Origin of the sequence: Mesorhizobium sp. B2-6-4, from assembly GCF_006441495.1 — a bacterium.
Taxonomy (GTDB): Bacteria; Pseudomonadota; Alphaproteobacteria; order Rhizobiales; family Rhizobiaceae; genus Mesorhizobium.
Genome location: NZ_VFUE01000002.1, coordinates 302,541 through 316,855 on the forward strand (window position 1 = coordinate 302,541; position 14,315 = coordinate 316,855).

The following is a 14,315-nucleotide window of genomic DNA, read 5'->3' on the forward strand; positions in this document are numbered from 1 at the left end:
TACGATCGCGGCCCGCGCACCGCGCGGACCGCCTTTTCATATCAAATGCACTAACAGCCTCAATAGGCGCTGAGGCCGGTGCCCTTGTAGACCTTGTCGAACTCGGCTTTCACCGCCTCGTTCTGGTAGGAGGCGACCAGCGTCTTCACCCAGGGCTCGTTCTCATTGCCAACCTTGACCGCGATGAAGTTGCGGTAGGGGTTGTCGGCGATAGGCTCCTGCGCGATACGGTTTTCCGGTGTCAGGCCGCTCTTCAGCGCCCAGTCGGTGTTGACCACGGCGGCATCGAGATCCTCGACGGAGCGGCCGACAATGCCGGCGTCGAGCTCCTTGATCTCGACCTTCTTCGGGTTTTCCGCGATGTCGGCGGTGGTGGCGAGAATGCCGGTGCCGTCCTTCAGTTTAATCACGCCCTCGTTCTGCAGCACGCGCAGCGCCCGGCCTTCATTGGAGGGATCGTTCGGCACGCCGATCACCGCGCCCTCGGGCAGGTCGGCGATCTTCGTATATTTCTTGGAGTAGAGGCCGATCGGCCAGACGCCGGTATAGCCGACGCGCACGATGTGGTAGCCCTGTGTCTTGATCTGGTTGTCGAGATAGGGCTGGTGCTGGAAGGCATTGGCGTCGATCTCGCCGCGTTCCAGCGCCTCATTGGGCTGGGTGTAATCGTTGAAGACCACGGTTTCGATGCTGAGGCCCTTTTGCGCCGCCTGGGCGACGACGACGCGCCAGACATCCTCGTCCTCGCCGCTGATGATGCCGACCTTGATCGCCTTCTTGTCCTCGGCGAACGAAGCGCTGGGCGCAATCAGCCCGGCGACCGCGACCGCCGAAGCGAAAAGCAAGCCAAGACCCGCGCGGCGGTTGAAATATGACGAGAGGGAAGACGACAAGGTGTTCCTGAAATCGGACATGATGGATCTCTGCGGTTGCGAAGTCACAAGCCGGGCGGAACGCCAAGCCTTGTCCAGATCATCAGAAACTCTAGGGATATTATCAAAGAACCGCGTTCCCGGTTCGCCCGGAAGCCCGGAATATTCTCTCAAAATTTTCTGAACGGCGAGCACGGTAGCCTAGCCGCCGCGCCAAACGGGCCGCAGCGCCGCGGTTGAGCTGACGAACGCACTTTCCCGTAGTGTCCCGGTTGCGATCTGGCCGGTCTGCTGGCGCATTCCGCTCTGAATCCCTATATGCCTAGAGGAAAGCACAGGAGATTTCATGATAGCCAAATACACAACCGCTGAAGAAATGGCTCAAACCGTAGGCGTTGAGCCGACAGCATTCCGTGAAGCGCTACGCAGTGCTAAGTTTCCCCGTAAACGCGGCACTGACTGGGAAGTGACAATCGGCGGCCCGGCATACTCAGGAATGCGTACCGTCCTAGCATCTCTCATACGGCGCAAGGCGGCCTGATTCCGACCGGTCCAAAAGGTCACATGTTCTTTTCAATCGCGCCGCTTTTCCATAGGAGTTTGGCTAGGATCGCGACAAGCGCGGCGTCTAATTTCAAACTGAGACACTACCCACTTTCCCGCTTGACTGCGTGGTGGCACGGAATAGTTTAGGCTGAAAATACCGGCCCTGATCGCCGGGCGGCAAGAATGCCTCGTATGCCTCGCCCTCCGGCGGTGGCTGCGGGGCATTGTTATTTTGGGGATCTGTTTGAAACGGCGTATCGAGATCGGCATCCTCTATTCCCGCTCGGGAAGCTACCAGCTCGTCTCCGATGCGTGCCGGATGGGCGCCATGCGCGCCATCGCCGACACCAATGCCGACCGCGGCTCGGGTATCGAACTGATGCCCGTCGAGCGTGACCCGCAAAGCAATGCCGATCGCTATGCGACGCTCTGCGAGGACATCTTCAAGACCAGCAGCGCCCGCCATGTCGTCGGCTGCGTCACTTCCTGGAGTCGCAAGGAGACCATTCCGGTGCTGGAAAAAGCCGGCGGCATGCTCTGGTACGCCTGCCCCTATGAAGGCTTCGAGGCCAACGAGCACGTCGTCTACATGCACGCTTGCCCAAACCAGCATCTGGTGCCGCTGATGGCCCATGTCGTGCCCCGCTTCGGCGCCAACGGCTTCCTGCTCGGCTCGAACTACATCTGGGGCTGGGAGATGAACCGCGTGGCGCGCGACCTGATCGCGGATGCCGGCGGCAAGGTTCTGGGCGAGCGCTATCTGCGCATAGGCGAGACCGACGTGTCGCGGCTGATCGCCGAGATCCGGGCGACGCGGCCGAACTTCGTCCTCAACAACCTGATCGGCACCTCCTCCTACGCCTTCCTGGCGGCCTACCGCGACCTGGGCGTTGAGGACCCGGCCTTCAGCCCCGAGGTGTGCCCGATCATCTCCTGCAACCTCACCGAGGGTGAGCTGCCGGCGATCGGCGAAACCGGCAAGGGGCATTTGTCGGTCGGGCCGTATTTCGCGCCTCGCCCGGCGGCCTTCGCCTCGTCTTTCGAGGCCTCCGCCTATGCCTCCGTGCAAGTGATGGCCGACGTGCTCTCGCGTGATCCCGACGCCGGTCCGGCGGAATTTTCCAAGGCCTTCGCCGAACGGCGCTTCTCCACCCGGCTCGGCCCGATTGCTATCGACGCTCATTCCCAGCACGCAACGCTGCCGGTAATCATCGGCCGGATCGCCGACGGCTTCTTCGAGGTCGTCAGCCGGCAGCACGAGGTCGCGCCCGATCCGTACCTGTCACGCTACGACCCCGCCACGACATTCGGCCGGCCGCGCCTGAGGGTGGTGTCGTGACCAGGCCATCGCGCATCCCGAATCTCGGCGGCGCCAGGGCATTCATCCTGCATCGCCCGCACCCGACCGTGCAGGCCATCACCAGGCAGTTGTCCGCCATCGGCCTGGTCACCGTCGACTGCTGGCCCGAACTGCCGCCTGAAGCGCTGGCCGCCGATTTCGTGTTCTTCGACGCCGATCTCGGTTTCGACGAGCAATTCCCGTGGAAGGCCGGCGAGGCGCCGATGCCGCTGGTGGCGCTGATCGGTTCGGAGGCGCCCGGCCGCATCGAATGGGCTCTCTCGCACAAGGCCGATGCGCAGCTCCTGAAGCCGGTCGGCACTGCCGGCGTCTACAGCGCGCTGCTGATCGCAAGGCAGAGTTTCGAGGCGCGAAAACATTTGGCCGGCGAGATCGCCTCGCTGCGTCAGCGTGTCGCCGAGCGCCAGACCATCGTGCGCGCCGTCGCGGCACTGTCGAAAGGCGCCGACGACGATCGCGCCTACGCGCAGCTGCGCTCGCTGGCGATGAGCTGGCAGATCAGTGTCGAGGATGCGGCGCGCCGCATCGTGGCAATGACCAATGAGGAAGTAACGGGTGAGGAAGGCGGCGATGACCACTCCTATCGCGCCTGACCTCCCGGCGGCCGCACGCATGCCGGTCAAGTCGCGCGCCGGCGTCTGGCGCCGGCTGGTCAAACGCCGCCTGGCGCTGCTCGGTCTGTTCATCGTCGCCATCGTCCTTGCCGGCGCGATCCTCGCGCCATGGCTGACCGGCTATGACCCGAATGAGCAGATGTTCGACGGGCTGACGTTGGAAGGCTCGCCCTTGCCGCCTGACGCAAAATTCTGGCTGGGCACCGATCTGCTCGGCCGCGACCTGTTGACCCGCATTCTCTACGGCGCCCGCACCTCGCTGATCATCGGCATCGCCGCCAATGGCGTGGCGCTGTTGATCGGCACGCTAGTCGGCGTCACGGCGGGTTATTTCCGCGGCTGGATCGGCAGCGCTCTCATGCGCTTCACCGATCTGATGATGGCGTTTCCGGCGCTGCTGCTCGCCATTTGCCTGGCGGCAGTGTTCGAGCCAAGTCTCTGGATCGTCGCTCTGGTCATCGCGCTGGTCAACTGGGTGCAGACCGCGCGCGTCATCTACACCGAAACCTCTTCGCTCGCCGAACGCGAGTTCATCGATGCCGAACGCACCATCGGGGCGAGCGCGCCGCGCATCCTGTTTCGCCACGTCCTGCCGCATCTTCTGCCCACCATCATCGTCTGGGGCACGCTCGGCATCTCCACCACGGTGCTGCTGGAAGCGACGCTCTCCTTCCTCGGCATCGGCGTGCAGCCGCCGACGGCCTCCTGGGGCAACATCATCTTCGAGAACCAGACCTACTTCCAGGCGGCACCCTGGCTGGTGTTCTTCCCGGGTGCGGCGATCCTGGCGCTGGCGCTGGCCTTCAACCTGATCGGCGACGCGCTGCGCGACATCCTCGATCCGACGCAAAGGGGCCGGGCATGATCGCCTATCTCGGCCGCCGCCTGATCCAGTCGCTGCTCATCCTGCTCGGCGTCTCGCTGATCACCTTCGCGCTGCTTTATTTGCTGCCTGCCGACCCGGTGCGCCAGATCGCCGGCCGCAGCGCCACGCCGCAGACGGTCGAGAACATCCGCCAGCAGCTCGGCCTCGACCAGCCCTTCGTGGTCCAGTACTGGCACTATCTCACGAAGCTCGCCAGCGGCGATCTCGGCCGCTCCTACATCCAGCGCTCCGAGGTCACCGAGCTTATCGTCTCGCGGCTGCCGGCGAGCCTGCTCCTGATGGTCGGCGCCATCCTGTGCGAATTGCTGATCGGGCTCAGCATGGGCCTGATCGCCGCCGTCAAGCGCGGCACCGCCACCGACCAGACGCTGATGGTCGCCTCCTTCGTCGGCGTCTCGGCGCCGCAATTCGTCGTCGGCCTGCTTTTGCTTTACGTGTTCGCCGTGCGGCTGGGCTGGTTCCCGATCGGCGGCTACGGCACCTGGCGCCATCTGGTGCTGCCTTCGCTCACCATGGGCATACTCGGCGCCGGATGGTACGCGCGCATGATGCGCTCCTCGATGATCGACGTGCTGCGCCAGGATTATGTGCGCACCGCGCGCGCCAAGGGCCTTGCGCGCCGCGCCATCCTGTTCCGCCATGCGCTCCCCAACGCCATCCTGCCGGTCATCGCCATGATCGGCATCGACATCGGCATCTTCATGGGCGGCATCGTGGTGGTCGAAAGCGTGTTCGGCTGGCCAGGCATCGGCCAGCTCGCCTGGCAGGCGATCCAGCGCGTCGACATTCCGATCATCATGGGCGTCACGCTGGTGTCGGCCTTCGCCATCGTGCTCGGCAATCTCTTGGCCGACATCATCGCCCCGTTCATCGATCCCCGCATCAAGCTCAGATGAAACCAGAAAACCAACAGAGAAAGGGAACATAACAATGAAAAAGCTTCTCGCATCAACCGTGGCCGCATCGGCGCTGGCGCTGATGCTCGGCATGACGAGCGTCCGCGCCGAGGACGCCGTCGACCCCAACGCCAAGCAGGGCGGCGCCATCACCATCACCTACAAGGACGATGTCGCGACCCTCGATCCGGCGATCGGCTATGACTGGCAGAACTGGTCGATGATCAAGAGCCTGTTCGACGGGCTGATGGACTACGAGCCGGGCACCACCAATCTCAAGCCCGACCTCGCCGAAAGCTACGAGATCTCGCCCGACGGCAAGACCTTCACCTTCAAGCTGCGCCATGGTGTGAAATTCCACAATGGCCGCGAAATGACCGCCGAGGACGTGAAATACTCGCTCGACCGCGTCACCAACCCGAAGACGCAGAGCCCCGGCGCCGGCTTCTTCGGCTCGATCAAGGGCTATGACGATGTCGCCGCCGGCAAGGCGGAGACACTATCGGGTGTCACCGTGGTCGACCCCTATACCGTCAAGTTCGAGCTGACCCGGCCCGACGCCACCTTCCTGCATGTCATGGCCATCAACTTCTCGCATGTCGTGCCGAAGGAAGAGGTCGAGAAATATGGCGCCGATTTCGGCAAGCATCCGGTCGGCACCGGCGCCTTCAAGCTCGCGGAGTGGACGCTCGGCCAGCGCATCGTCTTCGAGCGCAACGCGGACTACTGGCATAAGGGACTGCCGCATCTGGACAAGATCACCTTCGAAATCGGCCAGGAGCCGATCGTGGCGCTGCTGCGCCTTCAGAAGGGCGAGATCGACGTGCCCGGCGACGGCATTCCGCCGGCCAAGTTCCAGGAGGTGATGGCCGATCCCGAGCAGAAGGCGCGCGTCGTGGAGGGCGGGCAACTGCACACCGGCTACGTCACCATGAACACCACCATGGCGCCGTTCGACAATGTGAAGGTGCGCCAGGCGGTCAACATGGCGATCAACAAGGCGCGCGTCGTGCAGATCATCAACAACCGCGCCGTGCCGGCCAACCAGCCGCTGCCGCCGTCGATGCCGGGCTACGACAAGGCGTACAAGGGCTATCCCTATGACGTCGCCAAGGCCAAGGCGCTGCTGGCCGAAGCCGGCCATCCCGACGGCTTCGAGACGCAGCTTTTCGCCATGAACACCGATCCCAATCCGCGCATCGCGCAGGCGATCCAGCAGGATTTGGCGGCGATCGGCATCAAGGCCAGCATCCAGTCGCTCGCCCAGGCAAACGTCATCGCCGCCGGCGGCGACAAGGCCGGCGCGCCGATGATCTGGTCCGGCGGCATGGCCTGGATCGCCGACTTCCCGGACCCATCGAACTTCTACGGTCCGATCCTCGGCTGCGCCGGCGCGGTGCCTGGCGGCTGGAACTGGTCGTGGTATTGCAACAAGGACCTCGACGCCAAGGCGGCCGAGGCCGACTCGGTGGTCGACCCAGCCAAATCAGGCGAGCGCGACAAGATGTGGAGCGCCATCTACGACAAGGTGATGGAGGACGCGCCCTGGGCGCCGGTCTTCAACGAGCAGCGCTTCACCATGAAGTCCGCGCGCATGGGCGGCGCCGACAACCTCTATGTCGACCCGGTCCATATCCCGATCAACTACGACAATGTGTACGTAAAAGATGTGCAATAACTGCGACTACACCATCCACGGACGCCATCACCATTTCGGCTGGGACAATTCCTTTGCCCCGGCGCAGCGCGTGGCGCCCGGCTCGACCATCGAGTTTCAGTGCCTCGATTCCTCCGGTGGCCAGCTCAAGCCCGACAGCACCGTCGCCGACATCGCCAAGCTCGACTTCGCCGGGATCAACCCTGTCACCGGGCCGATTTTCGTCGAGGGCGCCGAGCCGGGCGACGCGCTGAAGGTGACGATCGAGATGTTCAAACCGTCCGGCTTCGGCTGGACGGCGAACATTCCAGGTTTCGGCCTGCTCGCCGACGACTTCAAGCAGCCGGCGCTCAACATCTGGAAATACGATGCCGCCTCGCTGGAGCCGGCCTTGTTCGGCAAGAACGGCCGCGTGCCGCTGAAACCCTTCGCCGGCACCATCGGCAACGCGCCGGGCGAGATGGGCCATCACTCGGTGGTGCCGCCCCGCCGCGTCGGCGGCAATCTGGACATTCGCGACCTCGCCGCCGGCACAACGCTCTATCTGCCGGTGGAGGTGGCCGGCGCGCTGTTTTCGGTCGGCGACACGCATGCCGCGCAGGGCGACGGCGAGGTCTGCGGCACGGCGATCGAAAGCCCGATGGACGTCGTGCTCAAGCTCGACCTGGTCAAGGACGCCAGGCTGAAGATGCCGCGCTTCACCACGCCGGGCCCGGTGACGCGTCATCTCGACACCAAGGGCTACGAGGTGACCACCGGCATCGGCCCGGACCTGATGACCGGCGCGAAAGAGGCGGTCGCCCAGATGATCGACCTGCTCGCCGGCCGTTACCAGATCGATCCGGTCGAGGCCTATATGCTGGCCTCGGTCTGTGGCGATCTCAGGATCAGCGAGATCGTCGACATGCCGAACTGGGTGGTGTCGTTCTACTTCCCGCGCTGCGTGTTCGAATGATGTTCGGTCGGCGCTGCACCCCCACCCCGCTGCTTCGCAGCGACCCTTCCCACAAGGAGGAGGGTAAAAAACCGGCACCCTACCTCCCCCTTGTGGGGAGGTCGGACCGAAGGTCCGGGTGGGGGGCGCCACAGAATAAATCCCTTGCAGGTTTGCGTCTGCAATGACCTCAGCCACCGAAACAATTCTCGACATCGCCAATCTCTCCGTCTCCGTGCGTGGCGAGGACGGCGAGCGCGACGTCGTCTCCAACCTCTCTCTGACGCTTTCACGCGGCGAGACGCTCTGCATCGCCGGCGAATCCGGCTCCGGCAAATCGATGACCGCGCTGGCGATCATGCAACTACTGCCGCGGCCCGCCGCGCGCATATCTTCGGGCACGATCCGCCTTCTTGGCGGGGATGCGGGCGACACCGATCTCACAGCGCTCGACGAGCGCCGGATGCGCCGCATCCGCGGCGACCGCATCGCCATGATCTTCCAAGAGCCGATGACCTCGCTGAACCCGGTGCTGTCGATCGGCCGCCAGCTCACCGAATCCATCGAGGCGCATACCAGCCTCTCGCCCGCCGAGGCCCGAAGCCGCGCCAGCGAGGCGTTGAAGGCAGTGCGCATTTCGGAAGCCGAAAGCCGGCTGAAACAGTTTCCGCATGAGCTGTCCGGCGGTATGCGCCAGCGGGTGATGATCGCCATGGCGCTGGCGCTGGAACCCGACGTGCTGATCGCCGACGAGCCGACGACTGCGCTCGACGTCACCGTGCAGGGCGAGGTTCTGGAACTGTTGCGCGACCTGCAGCGCCAGCACGGCACCAGCGTCATTCTCATCACCCACGACATGGGCGTGGTCGCCGAAATGGCCGACCGCGTCATCATCATGCGGCATGGCCGCATGGTCGAGGAAGGCAAGACATCGGACATTTTCGCCAGGCCGCAAGCCGAGTACACACGCGAGCTGCTCGCCGCCGTGCCGCGCATCGGCACTGGCGCCGGCCGCCAGAAATCGAAAGAGATTGCCGAGCCGGCTGCGCCGGCGAACGTCGCCGATGTCACCGATCTGCATGTCCGGTTCGACCTGCGTGGCGGCTTCTTCGGCCGGGTCAACCGGCGCGTCCATGCCGTCGAAGGCGTCAGCTTTTCGATCGCGCCCAACGAAACGCTGGCGCTGGTGGGCGAGTCCGGCTGCGGCAAGTCGACCACCGCCAAGGCGCTGGCCGGACTGGTGCCTTATACCGGCGACATCGTCATCGGCGGACGCAACCTGTCGGGCCTCGGCCGCGACCAGCGCAAGGCGGTGCGCCGCGACGTGCAGATGATCTTCCAGGACCCCTACGCGTCGCTCGACCCGCGCATGCGCGTCGGCGATCTCGTCGCCGAGCCGCTGGTCATCCATGGCGTCGCCTCGAAGGAGGAGCGCAGAGAGCGGGTGGCGGCATTATTCGAGCGCGTCGGCCTGTCGGCCGGCCAGATGGAGCTCTATCCCCACGAATTCTCCGGCGGCCAGCGCCAGCGCGTCTGCATCGCCCGCGCCCTGGCGCTAAGGCCGAAGCTGATCATCGCCGACGAAAGCGTTTCGGCCCTCGACGTCTCCGTGCAGGCGCGCGTGCTCGACCTGTTGAAGGAATTGCAGCGCGAATTCGGCGTCGCCTACCTCTTCATCTCCCATGATATGGCCGTAGTCGAAAACATCTCCGACCGCGTCGCCGTCATGTATCTCGGCCAGATCGTCGAGATGGGCACGCGCGACCAGGTTTTCTCCAACCCGCGCCACCCTTACACCAGGCGGCTGATCGAAGCTGTGCCGGTGCCCGATCCGGCGAAGCGCAGGAGCCGGTTCGCAAGGCTGGACCAGGAGATTCCGAGTGCGACGCGGAGGCTGGGCGAGAGCCCGCAGAGGCTGGCGCTGAGCGATGTCGGAGGCGGTCACCTGGTGGCGGGGTGAGGGTATGCTGCTCATGTGGGGCGGCGCCGACGCTTCCTGTGGCAACTGCAGCCATATCCGGGCCGCGACGGCTGTCCCGATCCCATCAATACCCAAGCGCCATTCCGTCCTTGCGTGGGTCCGACGCCCCGGTCAGCGTTCCCTTTTCCCAGTCGATCAGCACCGCCTGGCCGCCGCCGAGCGGGTGGTGCGGCTGGGTGATGGCATGGCCGCGCCGGCGCAGGCCTTCGATTGCCTCTGCAGGCACATGACGCTCGGCCTCCACCATGCCGTCATTGTAGAACACCCGTGGCGCGTCGAGCGCCTGCTGCGGGTCCATGCCGAAGTCGAGCATGTTGGTCAAAAGATGGACATGGCCGAACGGCTGGTAGCCGCCGCCCATGACGCCGAACGGCATCACCACGCGGCCGTTTCGCGTCGCCATGCCGGGCATGATCGTGTGCATCGGCCGCTTGCCGGGCGCGATGGCGTTCGGATGCGCCGGGTCGAGGCGGAAGCTCGAGCCGCGGTTCTGCAGCACCACGCCGGTCTTCGGGCCGACGACGCCGCTGCCGAAGGAATAATAGGTCGAGTTGATGAAGGAGACCGCGTTGCGGTCGCGGTCGACGATGGAGATGTAGACCGTGTCGCTGCCGGGCAGCTGCACATCCGGCAGGTGCGTCATGGCACGCTGGCGGTCGATCTCGGCGCGCAGCCGCTCGGCATAGGCGGCCGACAGAAGCTCTTTTACCGGCACCGGCACATGGTCCTGGTCGCCGAGGAAACGGTCGCGGTCGCGGTAGGCCAACCGCCCCGCTTCGATCTCCAAGTGCAGGCGCTCGGCGCCGCCGGGGTCGAGCTCGCCGAGCCTGAGCCCCGACAGCACATTCAGCATCACGAGCGCCGTCAGCCCCTGATTGTTCGGCGGCATCTGGTGGATCTCGTGGCCGCCATAGGAGACGCTGACCGGCGCTACATAATCGCCCTTGGTCGAAGCGAAATCCTCAAGCGAATGCAGTCCGCCCAACGCCCTGAGCCGGCTCACAATGTCGTCGGCCACGGTGCCTTCATAGAACCCGGCGCGGCCATGCCTGGCAATGATGCGTAAGGTGGCGGCAAGCTCCGGCTGCCGGTGCACGTCGCCGGCCCTGGGCGCCTCGCCGCCCGGCAGGAAAATGCGCGCGGCGTGCTCGTCGGCCGACAGGTCGGTCTCCGGTTCGGCCCAGTCGAAGGCGACGCGGTCATGCACGACATAGCCGTTCTCGGCATAGTTGATCGCCGGCGCCAACACCTCTGCAAGGTCCTTGCTGCCATGGTCTTCCAGCAGCCTGCACCAGGCGTCGATCGCGCCGGGCACGGTCACGGCATGCGGTCCCTGTTTGGGAAGTTCGCTGAAGCCTTTGTCGCGATACCAGTCCACGGTCGCCTTGGCGGGCGCCCGGCCGGAGCCATTGAAAGCCAGCACGTGTCCCTGCCCCGCGGGGCAATAGAGGACAAAGCAGTCGCCGCCTATGCCGGTCGATTGCGGCTCGACCACGCCCTGCACGGCGGCGGCGCAGACAGCGGCGTCCATGGCATTGCCGCCGGCGCGCAGCATGTCAATGGCTGCAAGCGTCGAAAGCGGATGCGAGGTCGCGGCGATCGCTTCGGTGGCACGGACCGGCGAGCGGCCGGGAAACTGGAAATCACGCATTCTGTCCGAATATCTCCTGGTCACTTGAAGCCAATTGGTCCGGTGAAATCAATGCCGTCTGCCGAAGATCTGCGCCACCGACAAGAGCACGACCGACAGCACGATCAGGCAGGTCGAGATGGCAGCGATCGTCGGGTCTATCTGGTCGCGCAGGGCGTTGAACATGCGGCGCGTCAAGGTCGTCGTCTCGCCGCCCGAGATGAACAGCGAAACCACCACTTCGTCGAAGGAGGTGATGAAGGCAAACAGCGCGCCCGAGACGATCGAGAAGCGGATCTGCGGCATGGTAACTTGCCAGAAGGCGGCTACGCGTCCGGCGCCCAGGCTGCGCGCCACGCGCTCCTGGTTCATGTCGTAGGAGCGCAGGCCCGAAAGCACCGTCAGCACCACCAGCGGCAGCGCCTGCACCGTATGCGCGATGACCAGGCCGGTCAGCGTGTTGTTCAGCCCGATGCGCGCGTAGAGGAAGAAAGTGCCGATGCCGATCAGGATCACAGGTACGATCAGCGATGCCGTCATCAGTGCGTTGATGCTGCCGTTGAAGCGCAGCGTGCCGCGATTGATGGCGTAGGCGGCGGCCGTGCCGAGCGGCGTCGCCACCAGCGCTGTCATAACGGCCACCTTGACCGAGACGACCGTCGCGTCGCGCCACTCCGGCGACTGGAAGTAGGTCTGGTACCAGCGCAGCGACCATTGCTGGGGCGGAAACTGCAGCAGCGTCGAATCCGAAAACGACATGATGACGATGATGACCGACGGCGCGATCAGGAACAGCAGCACGAGGCCGCCCAGCGCATAGAGCCACAGACGTTGCCGGTGCGAGATCGGCAGGCCGACATCTCCACTCATCGCGAACTCCACACACCTGTGGCGCGCGCGCCGAGCAGCCACTGGAACAGGCCGAGCAGCGCCAGCGTGACCGCGAGCAGCACGACGCCGAGCGCCGCGCCGGCGCCCCAGTTGGAATAGAGACTGGTGGTCTGTTCCATGCGCATCGCCCACATGACAACCTTGCCGCCGCCCATCAGCGCCGGCGTGACGAAAAAACCGAGGCACAGCACGAAGACGATGACCACGCCCGAGGCGAGGCCGGGCAGCGACAGCGGAAAGAAGATCTGCCGGAAGGTGGCGACGGGGCCGGCGCCCAGGTTCATCCCGGCGCGCAGGCAGTCGGTGTCGATGGTCTTCATCGAGGCGTAGAGCGGCAGCACCAGGAACGGCAGCAATATATGCGTCATGCCGATGACGACGCCGGAAAAATTGTTGGCCAGCGGCAGCGGCTGGCTGATGACTCCGAGGTCGATCAGCCAGCTGTTGATCAGCCCCTTGCGCTGCAGGATCACCAGCCAGGCATAGGTGCGCACCAGCACCGATGTCCAGAACGGCAGGATGACGAAGATCAGGCAGATCGACGCCGCCCGGCGCGGCAATTGCGACAGCATATAAGCCAAGGGATAGCCCAGCAGCACGCAAGCGGCGGTGACGATGAAGGCGACCTTGAAGGTGGTGAGGAAGGTCTTGATGTAGGAGGTCTGCTCGAAAAAGCGCGCATAGTTGGCCGCGCTCAAGACGCCGGCCTCGTCGAACAGCGACAGCCAGAACAGCCAGCCGATCGGCACGATGATGATGGCAAAGACGAGGAACAGGCTTGGCGACAGCAGCGCCAACAGCCGAAACTGCTCGCGCCGCGCATCGGCGCGCAACGCATGCGCGTTCAGGTCCTGGGTCATGGCGCCAATTGCCTCGTCCATCGTGGCGGTTTGCACGCTCATCAGTCCGCCGCCACCAGGATCGTATCCTGCGCATCGAGGCCAAGCGCGATCGGCTGCCCGGAGGCCGGCAACCTGGCCAGCACGTCGCTGCGGCAATAGTCGCGCAATGTCAGCTGCCTGCCGTCGCGCAGCACGGCGTAGCAGACGAAGCTGTCGCCCTGATAAATCACGTCACTGAGCGTCGCGCTGAGCACGTTGACGCCCTTGGCCGGCTCTGCATTTGACAGCAGCCGCAGCTTTTCCGGCCGCACCACCATCAGCTGCTGGCCCGATGCCGGCGCCGGCGCCGCGGTGTGGATTTGCCTGTCCTCGTACCAGACCGAACCGCTGCGGCATTCGACGGGAATGAAATTCGATTCCCCGATGAAGCCGGCGACGAACCGGGTGCGCGGCGCGGCGTAGAGAATTTCGGGCTTGTCGAGCTGCTCGATGCGCCCGGCATTCATGACGGCGATACGATCCGACATGGTGATCGCCTCGCGCTGGTCGTGCGTGACATAGACAGTCGTCATGCCAAGCCGCCGATGCACGGCGCGCAGTTCGATCTGCATGTGCTCGCGCAAGCCCTTGTCCAACGCCGACAGCGGCTCGTCCATCAGCACGATGCGCGGCTCGAACACGATGGCGCGCGCCAGCGCCACGCGCTGGCGCTGGCCACCGGAGAGCTGGTCGACGCGCCGTTCGCCGAGGCCCTGCAACTTCACCAACTCCAGCGCTTTCTCGACGCGTTCCACCGTCTCGGCGGCCGGAACGCGGCGCTGCTTCAGCGGAAAGGCGATGTTGTGGAAGACGTTCATATGCGGGAACAGGGCATAGTTCTGGAACACCATGCCGATATTGCGCCTGTGCGGCGGCGTGGTGATGATCTCCTCGTCGCCGACCTTGATTGAGCCGGCATTGGCCCTGACGAATCCCGCCAGGATCATCAGCAGCGTCGTCTTTCCGGAGCCGGAAGGGCCGAGCAACGTCAGGAATTCGCCGGCCGCGACGTCGAGATTGAGGTCGCGCAGCACCGATACGGAGCCAAAACGTTTCTCTATCGCGCGCATGCCGATCGGCAGCGCGGATGGCGCAATGGACAAGATTGTTTTCTCCTGGGCAGGACTCCAAGAAGCAGGGCCAGGCGGCCCCGCAATGTCAGGGTTT

At 64.7% G+C, this 14,315-nt stretch carries 12 protein-coding genes; 7 read left to right on the plus strand and 5 right to left on the minus strand.

Annotation, left to right across the window (positions count from 1 at the left end; all coding sequences use genetic code 11):
- Positions 1-59: 59 nt before the first annotated feature.
- Positions 60-914, minus strand: a complete 855-nt coding sequence (locus FJ426_RS03870; protein ID WP_140491565.1) for a MetQ/NlpA family lipoprotein — start codon at positions 912-914, stop codon at positions 60-62.
- 748 nt (positions 915-1,662) lie between these two features.
- On the opposite strand from FJ426_RS03870, the gene FJ426_RS03875 reads away from it, so the two are divergent.
- The 7 genes from FJ426_RS03875 to FJ426_RS03905 all read left to right on the plus strand — a co-directional run bounded on the left by FJ426_RS03875 (position 1,663) and on the right by FJ426_RS03905 (position 9,725).
- Positions 1,663-2,757 carry a transporter substrate-binding protein gene (locus FJ426_RS03875; RefSeq protein ID WP_140491563.1) on the plus strand — a complete coding sequence of 365 codons (1,095 nt, stop codon included), beginning with the start codon at positions 1,663-1,665 and terminating at the stop codon, positions 2,755-2,757.
- Positions 2,754-3,371 carry an ANTAR domain-containing protein gene (locus tag FJ426_RS03880; RefSeq protein ID WP_140491561.1) on the plus strand — a complete coding sequence of 206 codons (618 nt, stop codon included), beginning with the start codon at positions 2,754-2,756 and terminating at the stop codon, positions 3,369-3,371. The genes FJ426_RS03875 and FJ426_RS03880 overlap by 4 nt, the downstream gene beginning before the upstream one ends.
- Before the next feature lie 19 nt (positions 3,372-3,390).
- Complete coding sequence (locus FJ426_RS03885; RefSeq protein WP_210240533.1) at positions 3,391-4,257, plus strand: ABC transporter permease; 867 nt, start codon at positions 3,391-3,393, stop codon at positions 4,255-4,257.
- Positions 4,254-5,174, plus strand: coding sequence for an ABC transporter permease (locus tag FJ426_RS03890; protein WP_140491557.1), 921 nt, complete (start codon positions 4,254-4,256; stop codon positions 5,172-5,174). The genes FJ426_RS03885 and FJ426_RS03890 overlap by 4 nt, the downstream gene beginning before the upstream one ends.
- A gap of 34 nt (positions 5,175-5,208) precedes the next feature.
- A complete protein-coding gene (locus FJ426_RS03895) occupies positions 5,209-6,852 on the plus strand; it encodes an ABC transporter substrate-binding protein (RefSeq protein ID WP_140491555.1) in 1,644 nt (547 codons plus the stop codon).
- Entirely contained in the window at positions 6,842-7,786 is a 945-nt protein-coding gene (locus FJ426_RS03900; RefSeq protein WP_140491553.1) for an acetamidase/formamidase family protein, read from the plus strand. Before FJ426_RS03895 ends, FJ426_RS03900 begins: the two co-directional genes overlap by 11 nt.
- Before the next feature lie 163 nt (positions 7,787-7,949).
- Entirely contained in the window at positions 7,950-9,725 is a 1,776-nt protein-coding gene (locus FJ426_RS03905; protein WP_140559094.1) for an ABC transporter ATP-binding protein, read from the plus strand.
- Positions 9,726-9,810: 85 nt separating this feature from the next.
- Here the strand turns inward: FJ426_RS03905 and ggt are convergent, their stop codons facing one another.
- The 4 genes from ggt to FJ426_RS03925 are packed head-to-tail and all read right to left on the minus strand — an operon-like array spanning position 9,811 to position 14,251.
- Positions 9,811-11,397, minus strand: a complete 1,587-nt coding sequence (ggt, locus tag FJ426_RS03910; protein ID WP_140559093.1) for a gamma-glutamyltransferase — start codon at positions 11,395-11,397, stop codon at positions 9,811-9,813.
- Positions 11,398-11,445: 48 nt separating this feature from the next.
- Entirely contained in the window at positions 11,446-12,246 is an 801-nt protein-coding gene (locus FJ426_RS03915; RefSeq protein WP_140559092.1) for an ABC transporter permease, read from the minus strand.
- The gene (locus FJ426_RS03920; RefSeq protein WP_140524273.1) at positions 12,243-13,169 is read right to left on the minus strand and encodes an ABC transporter permease; all 927 of its coding nucleotides are present in this window, start codon (positions 13,167-13,169) and stop codon (positions 12,243-12,245) included. Before FJ426_RS03920 ends, FJ426_RS03915 begins: the two co-directional genes overlap by 4 nt.
- Positions 13,169-14,251, minus strand: a complete 1,083-nt coding sequence (locus FJ426_RS03925) for an ABC transporter ATP-binding protein (protein ID WP_140559091.1) — start codon at positions 14,249-14,251, stop codon at positions 13,169-13,171. The genes FJ426_RS03920 and FJ426_RS03925 overlap by 1 nt, the downstream gene beginning before the upstream one ends.
- Positions 14,252-14,315: the final 64 nt, after the last annotated feature.

What these genes read in the sequence shown, in the direction of transcription:
- FJ426_RS03890 (WP_140491557.1), top strand. Translation starts at nt 4,254, where the DNA reads ATGATCGCCTATCTCGGCCGCCGCCTGATCCAGTCGCTGCTCATCCTG.
- FJ426_RS03870 (WP_140491565.1), bottom strand. Translation starts at nt 914, where the DNA reads ATGTCCGATTTCAGGAACACCTTGTCGTCTTCCCTCTCGTCATATTTC.
- FJ426_RS03895 (WP_140491555.1), top strand. Translation starts at nt 5,209, where the DNA reads ATGAAAAAGCTTCTCGCATCAACCGTGGCCGCATCGGCGCTGGCGCTG.
- FJ426_RS03920 (WP_140524273.1), bottom strand. Translation starts at nt 13,169, where the DNA reads ATGAGCGTGCAAACCGCCACGATGGACGAGGCAATTGGCGCCATGACC.
- ggt (WP_140559093.1), bottom strand. Translation starts at nt 11,397, where the DNA reads ATGCGTGATTTCCAGTTTCCCGGCCGCTCGCCGGTCCGTGCCACCGAA.
- FJ426_RS03885 (WP_210240533.1), top strand. Translation starts at nt 3,391, where the DNA reads ATGCCGGTCAAGTCGCGCGCCGGCGTCTGGCGCCGGCTGGTCAAACGC.
- FJ426_RS03915 (WP_140559092.1), bottom strand. Translation starts at nt 12,246, where the DNA reads ATGAGTGGAGATGTCGGCCTGCCGATCTCGCACCGGCAACGTCTGTGG.
- FJ426_RS03900 (WP_140491553.1), top strand. Translation starts at nt 6,842, where the DNA reads ATGTGCAATAACTGCGACTACACCATCCACGGACGCCATCACCATTTC.
- FJ426_RS03905 (WP_140559094.1), top strand. Translation starts at nt 7,950, where the DNA reads ATGACCTCAGCCACCGAAACAATTCTCGACATCGCCAATCTCTCCGTC.